Source organism: Massilia sp. LXY-6, from assembly GCF_051233485.1.
Lineage (GTDB): Bacteria > Pseudomonadota > Gammaproteobacteria > Burkholderiales > Burkholderiaceae_D > Telluria.
This window is the reverse complement of sequence record NZ_JBKFGF010000047.1, coordinates 18,806-33,973: the sequence shown is the minus strand read 5'-3', so window position 1 is coordinate 33,973 and position 15,168 is coordinate 18,806. Positions and strand designations below refer to the sequence as shown.

General features: G+C 55.5%; 10 protein-coding genes and 1 riboswitch. Of the genes, 3 read left to right on the top strand and 7 right to left on the bottom strand.

From position 1 onward, the window contains the following. Window positions 1–39: 39 nt before the first annotated feature. The gene (locus ACI48D_RS20125) at window positions 40–1,389 is read right to left on the bottom strand and encodes an undecaprenyl-phosphate glucose phosphotransferase (protein ID WP_435573026.1); all 1,350 of its coding nucleotides are present in this window, start codon (window positions 1,387–1,389) and stop codon (window positions 40–42) included. Here ACI48D_RS20125 and ACI48D_RS20120 point away from each other — a divergent pair, their 5' ends adjacent. The 3 genes from ACI48D_RS20120 to ACI48D_RS20110 all read left to right on the top strand — a co-directional run bounded on the left by ACI48D_RS20120 (window position 1,390) and on the right by ACI48D_RS20110 (window position 4,588). Beyond that, the gene (locus ACI48D_RS20120) at window positions 1,390–1,572 is read left to right on the top strand and encodes a hypothetical protein (protein ID WP_435573025.1); all 183 of its coding nucleotides are present in this window, start codon (window positions 1,390–1,392) and stop codon (window positions 1,570–1,572) included. 209 nt (window positions 1,573–1,781) lie between these two features. Further along, a riboswitch (cyclic di-GMP riboswitch) is annotated at window positions 1,782–1,862 on the top strand. A gap of 60 nt (window positions 1,863–1,922) precedes the next feature. Then, the gene (locus ACI48D_RS20115; RefSeq protein WP_435573024.1) at window positions 1,923–3,014 is read left to right on the top strand and encodes a cellulase family glycosylhydrolase; all 1,092 of its coding nucleotides are present in this window, start codon (window positions 1,923–1,925) and stop codon (window positions 3,012–3,014) included. A gap of 521 nt (window positions 3,015–3,535) precedes the next feature. Beyond that, the gene (locus ACI48D_RS20110; RefSeq protein WP_435573023.1) at window positions 3,536–4,588 is read left to right on the top strand and encodes a patatin-like phospholipase family protein; all 1,053 of its coding nucleotides are present in this window, start codon (window positions 3,536–3,538) and stop codon (window positions 4,586–4,588) included. Between the two features lie 727 nt (window positions 4,589–5,315). On the opposite strand, the gene ACI48D_RS20105 is transcribed toward ACI48D_RS20110, so the two are convergent. The 6 genes from ACI48D_RS20105 to ACI48D_RS20080 all read right to left on the bottom strand — a co-directional run bounded on the left by ACI48D_RS20105 (window position 5,316) and on the right by ACI48D_RS20080 (window position 15,049). Beyond that, complete coding sequence (locus tag ACI48D_RS20105) at window positions 5,316–5,828, bottom strand: hypothetical protein (RefSeq protein WP_435573022.1); 513 nt, start codon at window positions 5,826–5,828, stop codon at window positions 5,316–5,318. 359 nt (window positions 5,829–6,187) lie between these two features. Beyond that, on the bottom strand, window positions 6,188–6,502 hold the full coding sequence (locus ACI48D_RS20100) for a hypothetical protein (RefSeq protein WP_435573021.1): 315 nt from the start codon (window positions 6,500–6,502) through the stop codon (window positions 6,188–6,190). Between the two features lie 169 nt (window positions 6,503–6,671). Then, a complete protein-coding gene (locus ACI48D_RS20095; protein ID WP_435573020.1) occupies window positions 6,672–6,977 on the bottom strand; it encodes a hypothetical protein in 306 nt (101 codons plus the stop codon). 903 nt (window positions 6,978–7,880) lie between these two features. Continuing rightward, complete coding sequence (locus ACI48D_RS20090) at window positions 7,881–8,765, bottom strand: hypothetical protein (protein WP_435573019.1); 885 nt, start codon at window positions 8,763–8,765, stop codon at window positions 7,881–7,883. Window positions 8,766–8,808: 43 nt separating this feature from the next. Further along, a complete protein-coding gene (locus ACI48D_RS20085) occupies window positions 8,809–11,382 on the bottom strand; it encodes an AAA family ATPase (RefSeq protein ID WP_435573018.1) in 2,574 nt (857 codons plus the stop codon). A 241-nt stretch (window positions 11,383–11,623) separates the two neighbouring features. Beyond that, a complete protein-coding gene (locus ACI48D_RS20080) occupies window positions 11,624–15,049 on the bottom strand; it encodes a tetratricopeptide repeat protein (protein ID WP_435573017.1) in 3,426 nt (1,141 codons plus the stop codon). Window positions 15,050–15,168 lie beyond the last annotated feature (119 nt).

Sequence of the window (15,168 nt, the reverse complement as noted above, 5' to 3'; positions counted from 1 at the left end):
GGTGCAATCGCACCGCTGGCCAGCCGCAGCAGGTTGATCTCAGAATGCCTTCGGGTCGCCCTTGAGCAGCATGAGCGCGGTTTTGAACACGATGGTAATGTCGAGCCAGATCTTCCACGACCGCAAATAGATCAGGTCATATTCGATACGCTTGCTCATCGAATGCAGATCGTCTCCACCGCGGTAGCCGTTGACCTGAGCAAGACCCGTGATGCCGGGCTTTACCTTGTGGCGCACCATGTAGCCGGAGATCTGCTTGCGGTAATTCTCGTTGACGGCAACGGCGTGCGGACGCGGACCGACCAGACTCATTGAGCCCATCAGCACGTTGATCAGCTGAGGCAACTCGTCAAGCGAGGTCTTCCGAAGAATCTTGCCGATGGCAGTGATCCGGTCGTCGTCCTGGGTTGCCTGCTTGTAAACCGTGTCGCCGTCTTCCATCACTTTCATCGAGCGGAACTTCCAGACGACGATCTCCTCCCCGTTTAAGCCATAGCGGCGTTGCTTGAAGAAGGCCGGTCCGGCGGACGTCGCCCGGATCAATGCCGCGATCAACAGCATCAGCGGCGCGACGACCGGCAAGGCCAACAGGCAGACAAGCAAGTCGAAACAACGCTTTTGCAATCCATGGGAGCCAACGAACGGGGTATCGCAAATTGCGATTACCGGTAGCCCGGCGGCATTTTCGACCTTGGCCTGGATAAGGTCGGCAATGAACATGTCCGGGACGAACTTGACAGTGGCGGTGGTATCGCGCAAGCCATCGAGCAGCTTCATGATGCGGGGTTGCGATGCCATCGGCAACGCGACATACACCAGGTCGATGCGTTCGCGCTTGACGAATTCCGGTGCGCTGTCGATCGCGCCCAGCAACTCGTCAGCGGGAGCACCGCTGCGCGCGGCCGACCTGTCATCGAAATAGCCGACAAAAGCCTGCCCTGGGATGCTGTCTGACTGCAGCCGATGTGCCAGGTGCTTGCCGACCTCGCTGGCGCCGATCACGACGGCTGTCTGCGTAGCACCAAAAAAACTCAAGCGTTTTTTTAACGGCGCGCTCAAGGTGTGGGAGGCGATGATGGACACCGGCACCACGATGGCCCATAGCTTCACGACTGCCATGTTGAAACCTGCCGAGAAATGTCCCAGCAGATCAAAAACAAACAGGCAAGCGAGAAGCTTCGTCCAACTGAGCACCACCGTGGACGCATATTTTCGTAGCGATGCGCCTACTGGCGTACTCGGGAAAAAAATCAGGGCAGAAATAAACGCAAGCACCTGATCCTGTTGCGTGATGCTTCCGTCTATCCAGAACGCAAGCGCGAGATAAGACACTGCCGCAAACACCGGATCAATGATGCGGCGTATGACGTTGCTTGCTGCCGGAAACACATGAGCAATATCGTGCTCTACATCGGCGAGGTTTTCGATATTTATGCGCACGACTGCCCTTTTACGGTAGTTGGTCTAAAAGTTAAATCGGTCGCCAGATCACAAGCACTCGACCTTGTCGTCACGATCGGTCCGTCGGCTCAATTCTTCGGCGGTGGCGAGAGAAACAAAATTCCCGGTTAAAACAATGACGCTGTGCAGCAATGATGATGATGTAGGAAAATTCTTACAAGCAAAAGCATGTTGGTCGACAAAAAAACAACATATTCGTCATTTTTTAGGTTCAAACACGGAAATTTTGAGCGTTTTTAGAATATTTCACTCAGTCATCTACATTTCGTCAAATATATTAATTATCTTGCCCAGAATAAATTTATGACGTACATTGGGCAGGTAATCAAAGGCAAACCCGGAGTAATCCGGCGACGCAAAACTAGAGGGGCTTGTCGTTCACAAGTCAGCCAGTTGCCTGCCCAGCCTGCTGGTGCAGGCCTTGTCCCGCAGCGTAAGCAGCGGAGTTGATAAGGCATTTCATGAAAAACATCATCACCGGCCGACTGCGCCTGCAGTTTCCGTCCTTCGCCGCCCTCGTCCTGCGGGTGTTCAAGCCATTCCCCAGCGTCCTACTGAGCTTGTTTCTTGTACTGACGGCGCCCGCGGCGCATGCGCAGAAAGGCATCAACGGCAACGAGTTGTTCCGCCTCTCGCCGGCTGAACTGTCGACGACCATCGAAGCTTACAAAACACTGGGCGTCAAATGGGTGCGCTTCGATTTCGACTGGAGCGTCATGCAGCCTGCCCCGACGACATACAATCTGGTCAATCATGACAGGGTGGTCACCGCGCTCGCGAAAGCGCAAATCAAGATACTTGGCCTCATCGCGTACACGCCTGGCTGGGCCAATGGTGGACAAGTGAGCAAATTCTTCCCGCCGACCAATCCCCAGACTTTCGCGAGTTTTGCGGCGTTCCTGACTGCCCGTTACGCGGGCATGGGCGTGGCTGCCTGGGAGATCTGGAATGAGCCCAACCTGGTGCAATTCTGGAACCCCGGAGCCGATCCAGCCGCCTACGCGCAGTTGCTCAAGCAAAGCTACATCGCCATCAAAAAGCAGAATCCCAAGATGGTCGTCGTAAGTGGCGGCCTTGGCCAGCCCTCGACTGGCGGCGGCAACATGGAAGCCCGGCTTTTCCTGCAACTCCTGTACGGTAGTGGCGCGGCGCCTTACTTCGACGCTGTCGGCAACCACCCCTACACGGCGCCACAACTCCCGCTGGATTCCAGCTCCAACAACTGGGCACAGATGTTCAGCACCTCGACCAGCTTCCGGTCGATCATGAACCAGTACGGCGACGACAAGAAGAAAATCTGGATCACCGAGTACGGCGCACCTACTTCCGGCACGAACATCTGGGGAACGACGGTATCGGAAGACCGGCAGGCCAGCATGGTGACGCAAACACTCGCGCTGACGGCATCTTATACATGGACCGGCCCGACGTTCTGGTACAACTTCAAGGATTTTTGTGCGGCAGGTTCGTCCGACAGCGAGTGCTATTACGGCATGGTGCGCAGCGATGGCACAGCCAAGCCTGCCTTCAACGCCTACCGAAATGCGCGGTAACCCGTGCCATTGGCTGTACCACGGTCGTACATGATCCCGACAGCCAGAACCTGTGTGAGCACTCGGGCACGCAAGACCACCTCTCTGCGTAAGCACTGGCTGAAGCAGGTTCCCGGTACCTGAGGCGCCATCGGCGGCAATGGTCTGGGCAGCATAAGCGTCGGCCCAGTTCACGCCGCTGCGCCGACGGGCGCCGGTGACGTTCTCCAGGAAGCTGACCTGCTTCCCTACCTGGCGGTGCAGTGCAAGCGGTTGCCAGACTCTTCGGCATTGCAGACCTGCGAGAGCGCCGCGGCGCGCAGTTGCCGGCGGCGAATGCCTGCGCACCCTCCCTCCGGTGCGCCTTCTGCTCACGGACGAACCGCCCTGGCTGGAACACATGCACGAGGAATTCGTCACTCCCATCCTCTACTGAAGATAGGGCAATGTCCACTGTGCAATGGTGCGTCGCAACATAGCCTTTCCCGCTACGCTATGTGTACTGGGGACCCGGCCCCTCCTGCACTCTATGGGAGAACAACTTGCATATCGTTTCCAAGCAATCGCCGCTGCCCGTCAGCCTTGGGTTACAAGGCGGCGGCACTTACGGCGCATTCACCTGGGGCGTACTCGACCGTTTGCTGGACGAGGAGCGTTTCATGTTCGACAGTCTCAGTGGCAGCAGTTCAGGCGCCGTCAACGCCGTCGTTTTTGCTGATGGTTTTGCTCACGGAGGCGGCCGCCGCGGAGCCCAACAAGCCTTGTCACGCTTCTGGAAAACGCTCGGCATGCTGGCGGTTGCGAGTCCTCTGCAGCCCAGCCCGCTCGACCGTCTTGCCGGCCGCTGGACCATGAGCAGCTCGCCGGTCTACATGCTGCTGGAGATGGCCGGCGCCCTGCAAGGCCCGGTCAAGCAGCATGCTCCCACGCTTAATCCCTTGCGCAACCTGCTGTCGACACTCGTCGATTTCGAGCGGGTGCGCAATTGCGAAGAGCTGGAGCTCTTCATCGCTGCAACGAACGTCCGCACCGGCACCGGCAAGATTTTTACGCGCACGGAACTCGATCCCCAAAAGGTGGTGGCCTCCGCTTGCCTGCCTACTGTCTTCGCTGGCGTCGAGGTGGATGGAGAAACCTATTGGGATGGCAGTTACGTTGCCAATCCTCCACTCGCCCCGCTGCTGGCACGGCCGCCGCGCGACATGATCGTAGTACAGAACAACCCGATCGCGCGCAGCGAAATCCCGCGCAGTCAAGCGGACATCAGTAACCGCTCCAATGAAATCGCCTTCAACATTAGCTTCATGCGCGAAATCAGCGCACTGCGGCATGCCCACGGGGTCCCCGAAGAGCAACGCAGCGCCGACATGACATTCGCCGACCTGCGCTTGCACCTTATCAGCGGCATCGAAGATATTGGCGAGTACAGCCAGTCGAGCAAGTTCAACGCACAGATACCCTTCCTGCTTCACTTGCACGAGCTGGGGGTCAAGGCTGCGGACACATGGCTGCGCAAGCATGGGCACGGCCTCGGGTCCCACTCGACGCTCGATCCGTCGCCGGTGTTTTATGCCGATGTCGCCCGTAGTGTCTGATATCCGGTCGGTGGGTTCAATCGGTCAGCAACGGTTCTGATGTAATGGCGCTTTTATGAAGATGCAATGCCAAGAACTGGAAGACCCGGGTTGTCTACGCAGCAGAACAAGGAGTTGGATCCATTCATACCGTACTGTCAGGTCATGGGGGCATTGTGAAAACCGCGCGGCGCGGCTGATGACGGCAGCCGGCATCAAGGTCCGCCATAAGCGGCGTCGGGTGCCAGGACAGCTTGATGCACCTGTCCACGCCATTGTTTTTGCCATCGTCCCCGACACATCGGCAGGCTCAACCGTAATGATGCGGTCCTCGGCCACCGGTACGCTCAGCTTGCCGCCGACCAGCAAGGTGTCAGGTGAATTCAGGGTGTCGACCAACACCCGGGACGACGGAAGAAAAGTGGGGTCGCTGCATTCGAAAACGCCTGCCCAGCCGGACCTGTACCGCACACTGCATATCTGGTGTCAAGACTGCTTGCGTCCGGAGAAATGTTGCCCCAATCATCGTCGACGCACACGTCGACATCGGACAGGCTCAACGTGTCGCTTCCCTGGGTTATCCCGTCACCAAGCACAGACTGCAGCTCGACGGTTGGCTTGTCATGGGTCAGGACGTAGCGCGATTCCCGGGGAACAGCGACCAGCATGCGCATCAACCGAGCAAACTCAACGCGCTACATCACCGGCGGGCCACTCGCAACCGCCATGGCCCGGTTCGCGAAGCTCGTCATGTGTGTAGCGACTTTTGTGGTGTAATCGTTAATGGCGTTAAGATAGTCAGCCGACAGCGAGCTGATCGGCGCATCCGCCGCGGTTGCGTCATCAATTGAACCCTTTGCACAAGATTATCACCTGCCTTGCCGATTAACTGCATCGTTGACATGGAGCGCATCTTGGCCACCACCGAAAATGCAGCCAGCCGGATCGCATGGATGTCACCGGATGTGGGTGGTTTGCTGTTCACGCCAACGTTCTTTGCATTGGTGAGCGACCCGACGGTGGTGGGTACGTTGAACAAGGACGGTACGTCCGGGGCGTGACGCGATCGCACGTAAGCGTTGGCACTGTCTATTGAGGCCTGGTCCCGAGCGGTTCCAAGTTTGCGGTAGGCCAGTTCCGTCAGCGCGGTCACCGCCATGCTGCCTTGGCTGCTAAAACAGCCGAGTGCAGCGCGCAGCGGCATGCTGCCCATCGCTACCGTCTGATCAAGACCTTCGTCGTAGAACGTTCCATTCGACACTTCTACAATTATCGGCTCGCATCCAAGCGCGGCCGATAAGGTTGCGGATCCTCCGACAAAGGGTGTAGTCGCTGCGACCGATCCATCGGCCTTGATCAGTTTGACCGTCGCCGCAAGCCGAAAGCGTCAGAAGAGTAGTAAAAATAAATAAGGAATTTTTCATGGCCCAAGATGGAACTTGATCCTGCGGAGGTCGGCTTCTACAGCAAAGAGGCGAGCGCTAATTGAATAGCGGTCCTATCTGTCATTACCCATGGCCCAGAAACGTTCATCACCCGCCGAGGGCCACAAGACCGCCATATCTTCTTCGATGAACGGAACTAGCCGCCCGCTGTTGGACCAAGAGTAATCATCGGCTGTTACTTGGTGGCCGTCCAGCCATCGCTTGCCTTCACAAAGCGCACTGGACCAACCCCCTTTTGCGTTTTGCCAAGCTGTGTAACCTCCATCTCGACGTCGCAGACATATGCCTTGTCGCCGTCGGCTTTACACCCTACCTTCTTGACATTTTTCACTTCCGGAATAAGGTCCTGCATTTCCTTTGGTACACCTTGCTGTTGTTTCGCGACTGCGGTTTCGATATCGTGTTGCGATGGTTCTCCGCCACAACCAGCGAGAATAGTGGCGCTGAAAGCAAGGAACAGGAGAGTTGTGGTTGGCGTAAAAGATTTCATAGGTCTTCAGCATAGTTAAATAATGGGCCACTTGGCTTGGCCCGTTGACACGGTGCCTTCCGGCGCCGTCGCGAACTTCATGCACGATCGTCAGCGACCTTTCGACAAGCCACAGTTTGGGAATAAACAAACCGTTTGTGCCAACAACCGCATCTGACGAAGCAAGTTGTCAGGCTTTCGGACTGCAGCTAGGCGGATTGACCAAGCCCAGCGTCAAGGCATTGCCGCCGTTAAGCGTGCAGGTGTACACACGCTTGCTAGGTAAGCGCACCTCGACGTAGGTATCGGTACCCGAGGTCCGGCGGCTGAGAATGGTGACCGCCTCCGGAGAAGCCCCAAGCGTTCCTCCTACCTTCGATTTGATATGGTCATCGGAAATGAAATTGGTTTTTTCGGCGATAGTCGAACAACCGGAAATCAGCGAGATAAAAAATGTCGTGCTCGCAAGTACAAGCACGATTGGACGGCATTGCATAACAACTCCTTGAAGTAACAATAGATTGATGGGAACCGATTTCTTGTCTGGTACGACCTCAGACTTGGTACATTGAGCTCAACGGCTTTTCATGTTGTGCAGCAGTGTCACGCGTTTTTTGGCCGATTGCCGCACCCGACCATGGCCTGTCAGCGTACACAAGCGCAGAAAGCGGCCAGGAACTCGTGTACTTAGATAACTTGTACCGCTTATCTAGAGCGTGGGCGGTGCCCAGTACAAAATTTGCTTAAAAGTACACGCATGACACATGCTAACAAATTTACGGATGCCAAGTCTCACTAAATATCACTGAGGCATGTAATGCGGCAATTTGGCCATGAGTGCCAAGCCTGCGAACAAACCAGGTGACCCAGTAGGTGAACATTTCTGGTTTGCTAGCCATATAACGTCCGTCATCGAAATTTTTGCAAATATTTTTGAATGACGTGATCATTGGCGCTATGTGATACAGCGGCCACGCAGCAGATTCTTGCAAATACCGTCGGTACATGCGTACAGCGCCGCCACGACAAATCATCGCGGAACGTGCTCAAACCGGGGTCGTGACACGAGGAGCGACGAAAGCCTGATGAGGTTGTCGTCAGGGAGGCGTTACCAATGGAGAGGGAAGTGTGATTGGCGTCGAGTGACTGTTAATCGGTCTCAGCCAGGGAGCATACCGGGAAAACTGGGAAGCCGACATAAATCGACATGACAAATCATTGTCGATTAGATGCCGCGCCGCGCGACCGACGCCACCCGAACGAACGATGCTACGGTCTTTACCAGCGGTGGTTCTCTCGAACGACAATCAACCTTTCCCCTGCCTTACCCATGCCGACGAAGCGCCATCAACGGCATGCTTGGCCGCTGATGGCACGCGTCGACATGCGCACCGCGTTTTCAGGTCATCTTCCTGAGCCAGCCGACTTTTTCGTCATCCTCCCCAAACAAGCGCTCGTACAACTGAAGACTAAATTGGGCAATGCCGCGCGCCTCATCGATCATTTTTCTTTCCGCCAGCGCTCCGACACAACCACGGGTGCGCGACAGCACCAATGCCCGGAGTTTATCGATCCAGGGTTGCGCCAAAGCGTCCTCATGACTTTGCAGGACCAGCGCGGCGAGTTTGAGGGAATCGATGTAATCGTCTACTCCGCGGTCGTGCTTGGTACGGCAATCGATCAACTTGGCGAACACCTTATCTTTCAGCTTTGCGTCCTCGAGATTCACCGTCGATGCCGTGAGTGCCTTGATCACCGCCATAGTCTCTTCATGCCCGGCCGGATAATAGGTGTCGAACCAGGTTAATGCCAATAACAACTGCTTGGTGGCGTCGCTGAACTTTCCCTCGACGCGAAGGACAGTCGCGTAATCGACGCGCACTTCGGCCAGTCGTTGCTCGAACTCTGCGTTGATATCGAACCGTTGCACGACGTCTGCGAAAATCTCACGTGACCTGCTGTAGTCTTCCAGCACGAAATAGGCTTGTGCCAAGGGAAGCCAATTGACGACGCCCGACTGGTCCATTTGAAACTCGGCGTCGAAATTTTTCGCGCCAGGCTCAAACTGCGCGATAAAGTCTTCCAGGAAAGGTTTATTGCTTTTTATTATTTTTAGGTGCTCGATCAGGTTGTCACTGAACTCTCTCTTTGTGAAACCGTTCTCGGCCATATCATGCTTGATGATTGTCACCAAGTCCAACATCTCGCACGCCGTCACGAATAATTGATCGATCTTGCGCAGCGGTTCCAGTGCCTCATCCAACGCCGACGTCTGATTGTCCATCAATTCTCCCAGTTCTCGTTGAACTACATAATCGATTTATTGCTTAGCTTTCGATTGGGCGTTCGCCAATCGCGTTGAATAAACGGTTCACCTTGAACGCCAATGGCGCCGAGAGTGGACCGCCGTCATCGGCTTCGACCCATCTGGACAGATACTCTCGGGGCTGGTATCCGTGATCGCGCAACCGCACCCAGTACAGGCATAACTCAGCAAACAGACTATCGACCACGTAACCAATAGATGGCCGAATCTGGTGCGGGTCGCTCATACGCAAAATCGCGTCACGCCGCGCGAGCAGCAACGCAAGTTGATCAAAGGATCCAGCGTTGGCCATCTGGTAGGGAAGCTCGAAGAAAATTCGGCGATACGATAAGGCATATTTATCGCTTACGTTTTGGCATCCCAGCGCGGCCAATTTTTTTTGTAAATAAGCACTGATTTGCTGACGTCTCAGGAGCTCATCGGCCTTTCCGATCACGTGAGTCAACACTGCCTCAGTGAACTGCCCATGAGCGAAACGCAGCGCCCGCACACCACCTGACTCAGCTTCCGAAAAGAACCCTTCGAGTTCGGCGTACAGTCGAGACCAGAGCATGTCTGGCAAACGCTTTAGTTTCGTCGCTTCTTTCGGGTAGTTGCTTCGACATTCCGCCATTACGGCCTCGTCACCCGACAGTAGTTCAAGGAGTTCCTGTTCAGCGAGTCCTGCCCGGCTTACCGCCAACAGTCCCAGCGCGGCTTTGACAAGGACCGGCCCATGTTTTTCAAGCGCAGCGACATAATCTGCAATGAGCGCGTTCAAGTCCGTTGGCAATACCGCGACGTGGTCGGATGACCAGGTTCGCGCAAGCGCCGCGGCAACGGACAGATAAAGAGGAAGCCGACCCGCACCTTGGAACCCCGCGAGGATGCAGGCGACTTGCTGCGGTTGAAGGGTTCTGCCGGCCATCGGACGGCGACCAAATCCCCACTCGATGGCCGTTGTGGCAGCCTCATCATCAAGCATCGGTAACGCCCAGGGCTTCCAGCGTAGGGCCGGGTCGGCCTCCTCGATCTCGTCAACCCGGTCCAAGGTCGTGCTGATGATGATCCGTGAACCGTTACGCAAATTGGCGGGAAAGGACCTAACGAGCCACCGCAAATCGCGCTCGGACAGTTGTTCCACCCCATCGACGACAATGATGGTAGGAACTTGATCCAACGCTCCTTGTAATTGGCTTCGGATCACTTGCGGCGTATGGATAGACGGGTTTTCGTACCCCAGGCTGTGCAAGATCCCGCATAGCAGCGCGCGAACATCACTTGACGTCGACGTCACCCCTAAATAGCGCGTGATGGAACGATGTGCGCCTTTGCTACGGGTATACCGTGACATCGCTGCGGCAAGGGAGGAAGTTTTACCACTGCCCTTGCCCCCGAAGACCAATAGTAAAGGCTCATCATTGGATCGCGCGAGGTAGGTCGAGAGGAAACCGCCCTCCTCCCCGCAGAAGATGCCATCGGCGACAGCGTCTTGATAGGCCTGGTGAGCGTGGTTCTCGCGTACATGAGACGGCGTTGCCCTGATTTCCGCAATGCGTTGTTGGACGACACGCCCGAGCGCAGCCAAGGTACGGTCGCACACCTCGCGGATGCGAGCATGCGTTATTTCGGGATTGAGGCCCAGAAAACGCGGATCCGCCTTGGCGTCGCCATCGCCCAACCAGCGGTTCTTGTAGGCGCGGTATCGATCTTCACCCAAGAGCTGGAGCAAATCTGCCTGGTAGCCATCACTGCCCCGCGTTCCCTGCTGCTCCGCCGGCACGCACTCACCAGCAAGCGTAGGATCGGGCCCAACCCAGCGTTCAATGTAGTGGTAATAGTTACTAGAACAAACGGCATGTTCCAGCTTCTGTTTTAGGCGCTGCAACAACGAGGCACTGTCGGCGTCGGGTGTGCCGTCACGAATATCGCGATAGCGCCCCGCCTCAGATGTTGCCGGCATATCAAGGATGCTGCGTTCCATGTACCACACATTATCGACTGCCTCAGTTGACAGATTTTCGTCCAATGCGCCAACCAGAATCTCAAGTCCTGTCGCCGATAGATTGAACCAGTTTTTTTCCAACACATTACCATCAGCAGAGCGATAAAACTGGCTGAGGATCTGCCGTATCCGCCTTTCATCCTCCATGCCTGCGGCACCGCTGAGCGGGCGCAAGCGCCGTGTCGGCGGAACCGCGTTCTCGTCTTTGAGTTCGTCCGGATAACAATAGCTAAGGAAACTGCGATCAGCATCTCCAGGTATCCTCGCCAACAGATCGCCGAATCTTGCTTCCGCAATCGTTGGGAGTGGTGGTTGCCATCCAAAACGATCGCCCAGCATGACCATGAAGTTCGGCTTGGGGGACATCCGCTGACAGCGTCGAAGCTCGTTAATGCAGATGTCGATCGTGTCGTGCCGAGCGCTATCGGCAGGACTGACGCCCCAGCGCAGATCAATTGCCTGAAACTGCAGGCTTTCTTGTGAACAGAGATCTTCCAGTACAGGAAACACCAAGGTTTGCAAAGCCTCTCGCTCGACCCAAAAATCGTCGAATGTGGAAGAAACGAAAAGGCGAATCACGGGAATGGTCATGGGACGAGTCCAGTATAAGGTGATAGACGAACAAAGCGTCTTATTTATTGGCTCGTTTAATTATAATTCGCTAAATATTTTGAGGATACAAAAAAGTTAAGATACCTGTTACGGCCCTGGCTTTTAACCGGCGCTTTTACTCATACCGGGTTACCGCATCTCCGTCTGAATTACACAGCCGAACAGATCTACTATCGCGCTCGCATGTCAGGAAATTGGCTGCGGGTCAGAAAAGCCTGCGTTACGAACTCGTCGCCAGACCAAACTGCCGACGCTGTTGCGACGCTTCGTTCTCGAACGCGCTTGCTTCCGCGTCGCGATGTTGCCTCTGGCAGATCGCTACCATGTTGTCGAGATTCTTGACTAATTCCGCCGCTGCATCAGGAAGCGCTTTATGGCACGTTACGATTGCTTCGCGCGTCAACATTTCACATTCCTGGTGTCGGCCCTGTTGCCAGCGCACTGTCGCCATGTATCTTAGCGCCCGATGCGCTATAGGAGTACTGCCGAGGTCGAAGCGGCGACATAGAACGAGCGCACGACTAAGTAATGCATCCGCTTCGTCCAACCGACGTTGTTGCATGCAAAGCTCAGAAAGATTTGTCAGGATGTCGACGAGAAAAGGGTCATTCAGTCCGTCGCGTTCATACAGCATCAACGCTTGCCGATAATGGATTTCGGCTTGGCTTGGTTGCCCCTGATTCATGTAGATTGTGGCCTGGTTGTGATGGTTGAGGGCATCTTGAAACTTGCGCTTGGCAGTGGGCAGTAATTTGTCGATCTCGGCTGCTTCCTGTTCTAATACCTGCGCTTCGTCAGAGCGGCCCGCATGCATGCATACGTGCGCCAAGGCGTGTAAACAATTACCGATGTCCGAATGATTCGGCGGCAACGTGCGGCGGTAGATGTCCAGTGCTTGCCTCAGCAGTTGTTCAGCGTTCGATAATTTTCCAAGCGAAAAATACACGCCTGCAAGATTTTGCACGCTGATTCCAACACAGTGATGGTGATCGCCAAACGCGCTTCGAAACATCGCCAACTCTTCTTCAGACAGAGCCAATGCTTCAGCATACTGGCCCTGACGTTGATATAATTGGCTCAAGTTTCCGATCACGCTGGCGATGCGGGGGTGACCTGCTGGTAAGGTCTGGCGAAAGATTTGCAGCACTTCCCTGTAGGTCTGTTCTGCCTCGAGATAACGGCCATGATCAAGGTGCAACGAGGCCAGACAGTTGAGTGTGCTTGCGATGGTGGGGTCATCGGGCCTGAGAATCCGTTTGCGTAACGCCAGTGCCTCTTGGTACAGCAATTCAGCTTTGTCGAGTCGACCGGTGTCCTTGTATACCTCGGCTAAATTTACTAGATTATCTGCAATCCTAGGGTCATTCTCAGCGAAAAGAGCGCGCGCGAGCTGCAGCGCGTTCTCCGCAAGCGGTTCAGCCTCAGCCCAACGTTCCAGCCGACGATAGAGCGCCGCAAAATCGTGTATCGGTTGTACCAATTGGCGCGACATCGCTTTCGCCCCGCGGCTGGTCAGAAACGCCACTATGCCGCCGAGCCAATACTCTTGAAGCGTCAGAAACCCGTTCACGGACAACCACGAGGAAAACACATTAAATTCAGGCAGTAATAGCTCATCTAGAGAGCCGATCGTTTCTCGCCAACGCTCTCCAAGGCGTCGAATCGGGACGGTTGGCACGGCCGCATGGGCACCTAGCCAGCTGAGGATATCGCGGAGCAGCGGAGACTCTACTTGTGCGAGCACCAGCGGCAAGGCAATACCACTCAGCTTGTCGACTAAGCCATCAGTATCCTCCAGGCACCGCAACTGATAGATAGATTCAGCGAAGTTTGGTTGGTCTTGCTTGGCTGCATACTCGGCGAGCTCCTGCCGCAACGCGGGAATCTGATGTGCTTGTAGCAACGAGGCCAGTAAGCTCTCGTGCATCATATAAAACCGGCCCTCGTCCTTGAGACAATAAGGCTCCAGTCGGGCGAGCAGAGGGCTTAAAAAGCGGTCCGGAAAACGACGGCGTCCCGTTTCCAACTCTGTTGGACTGTCGGGAGTCGCCAACAGATACGCCAAATCTGCACGCCGTAGGCCGCGCCTGGATGCGGCGATTAAGTGCATAGCCCGACTTGCCAGCCCTAGATAGCCTACCTCGAGAAAATCCTTATCCATCGCGGCCACGATTTTGTCGAAAAGCGCACCAGCGGTGGTGGTGTGCAGCAGGCTCTCCAATTGTTCCTCTAAGTTGTCATTCCTTGCATGCAAGCGCAGCTCTTCCAGCAATAACCGCATAAATAGGGGAATGGCACAGGACGCGCTTTCTGCGAGCCGTTCGCGCAGGCTTTGTGCGAGGTCCTTGCCGCACGTGGCGAGAAACAGGTCAATGGCCGCTCTGCGCTGGGTAACGTCAAGCGCGGGCATCTCAAGCACTTGCCACCCTGGTGCGCTGAGCTCTGGGGTAGAGCTCGCAATGATCACTACCTGCCCAGGTAACTTTAGTGCCTTGAGCTGATGGACTGCATCCGGCGAGGAACTCTGGTTGAGTGCATCGAGGAGTAATACGAGGGGCTGCTGTAAAGCCGCCTGTACCTCGAACAATGCCGACTCGAGCGCATTCCAGCGTTCCCGCTCGTCGGTCGGCGCTGGCGCACTGATAGCACCAGTCTTTGCCAGCGTATCGAGCAAGCGATCGCGCCATCCTTTTATCGAACGGTCGCCGTCCGCTCCAATGTAATGGGAAAAGACCCGCATGTTCCCTTGCTCGGCAAGATGGGCTTGCAGATCCGCAATAAAAGCGCTTTTACCGAGGCCCGCTTCACCGCGAATACAAATATATGGTTTGCCGTCATCAACGAGTGCCAGCTTGAGATTCTCCAACACGGATCGCCGAAATACCGGCAGGGCCAAGTAATCCTTGCGCCTGGACCACGCATACAGTTCATGTGAGCACGCTTGGACGGCTGATGGGGATGCCGGCGACACGGCTGGGAATAAAGTATCGATGCCGCCTTTTAAAAAATCATACACGGCTTCGCCGAAGCTTTCGATGTTCGCGTAGTCACTGATCTCGACCCCGGTATGTCGAAGGCGTCGTTTGAGCGCGTCGAGCTTGCCGTTCGCACCGTCATAGAAATCACTGCGGGGTGCCTCCCTACTTTCAGCCTGGCGCTCAGCGAATAATCGCGCTGTCAGCTCAGGGGCGCGCAGATAGATCCGAGCATGTGGCGCTGCGTGTGGATCGGTCATAAACCCGTGCTGCATCTCCAGTTCGGTCGCGCTTATGCCGTTTTCTATCGCGGACGCGATCACCTGTGTATAGGGGGAAGCGGATCGTTCGGTCCAGAATTTTTCGAGTTCATAGCGCTCGGGTGTCCAACCGTAGCGTTCCCCGAGGATCCCGATAAAAAATGGCGGATACTCTCGGCAGCGGTCAATCTCTTCCAGGCATATTTCGACAGTGCGACCATCCCTGCAGCTCTCTTCAGAAACGCCCCAGCGCAGGTCGATTTCAGTAAAAACGACTTGGCGTTCGTCGCAAATTCTACGCAGTCGCGGAAACACGTTCGTTAGCAAAAAATTCCGTTCTTCCTCCATATCTTTAAAGGTGGAGGAAAGAAATACACGAATTTCGCGAGCCTGCGTTGCGGGTGTCATCATAGGTCCTAGTGTCGTTCCGACTCAGGCCGGGGCCCGATAATTTGCGTTCTTGTCCGACATGCGTATGCCGTCAAAGCAACATTACAAACGATATTACATCAACAAGTATTGAGAAAGCC

Coding starts and splice junctions, on each gene's coding strand:
- ACI48D_RS20120 (WP_435573025.1), top strand. CDS start 1,390: ATGAGCAATATCGTGCTCTACATCGGCGAGGTTTTCGATATTTATGCG.
- ACI48D_RS20115 (WP_435573024.1), top strand. CDS start 1,923: ATGAAAAACATCATCACCGGCCGACTGCGCCTGCAGTTTCCGTCCTTC.
- ACI48D_RS20100 (WP_435573021.1), bottom strand. CDS start 6,502: ATGAAATCTTTTACGCCAACCACAACTCTCCTGTTCCTTGCTTTCAGC.
- ACI48D_RS20095 (WP_435573020.1), bottom strand. CDS start 6,977: ATGCAATGCCGTCCAATCGTGCTTGTACTTGCGAGCACGACATTTTTT.
- ACI48D_RS20090 (WP_435573019.1), bottom strand. CDS start 8,765: ATGGACAATCAGACGTCGGCGTTGGATGAGGCACTGGAACCGCTGCGC.
- ACI48D_RS20085 (WP_435573018.1), bottom strand. CDS start 11,382: ATGACCATTCCCGTGATTCGCCTTTTCGTTTCTTCCACATTCGACGAT.
- ACI48D_RS20080 (WP_435573017.1), bottom strand. CDS start 15,049: ATGATGACACCCGCAACGCAGGCTCGCGAAATTCGTGTATTTCTTTCC.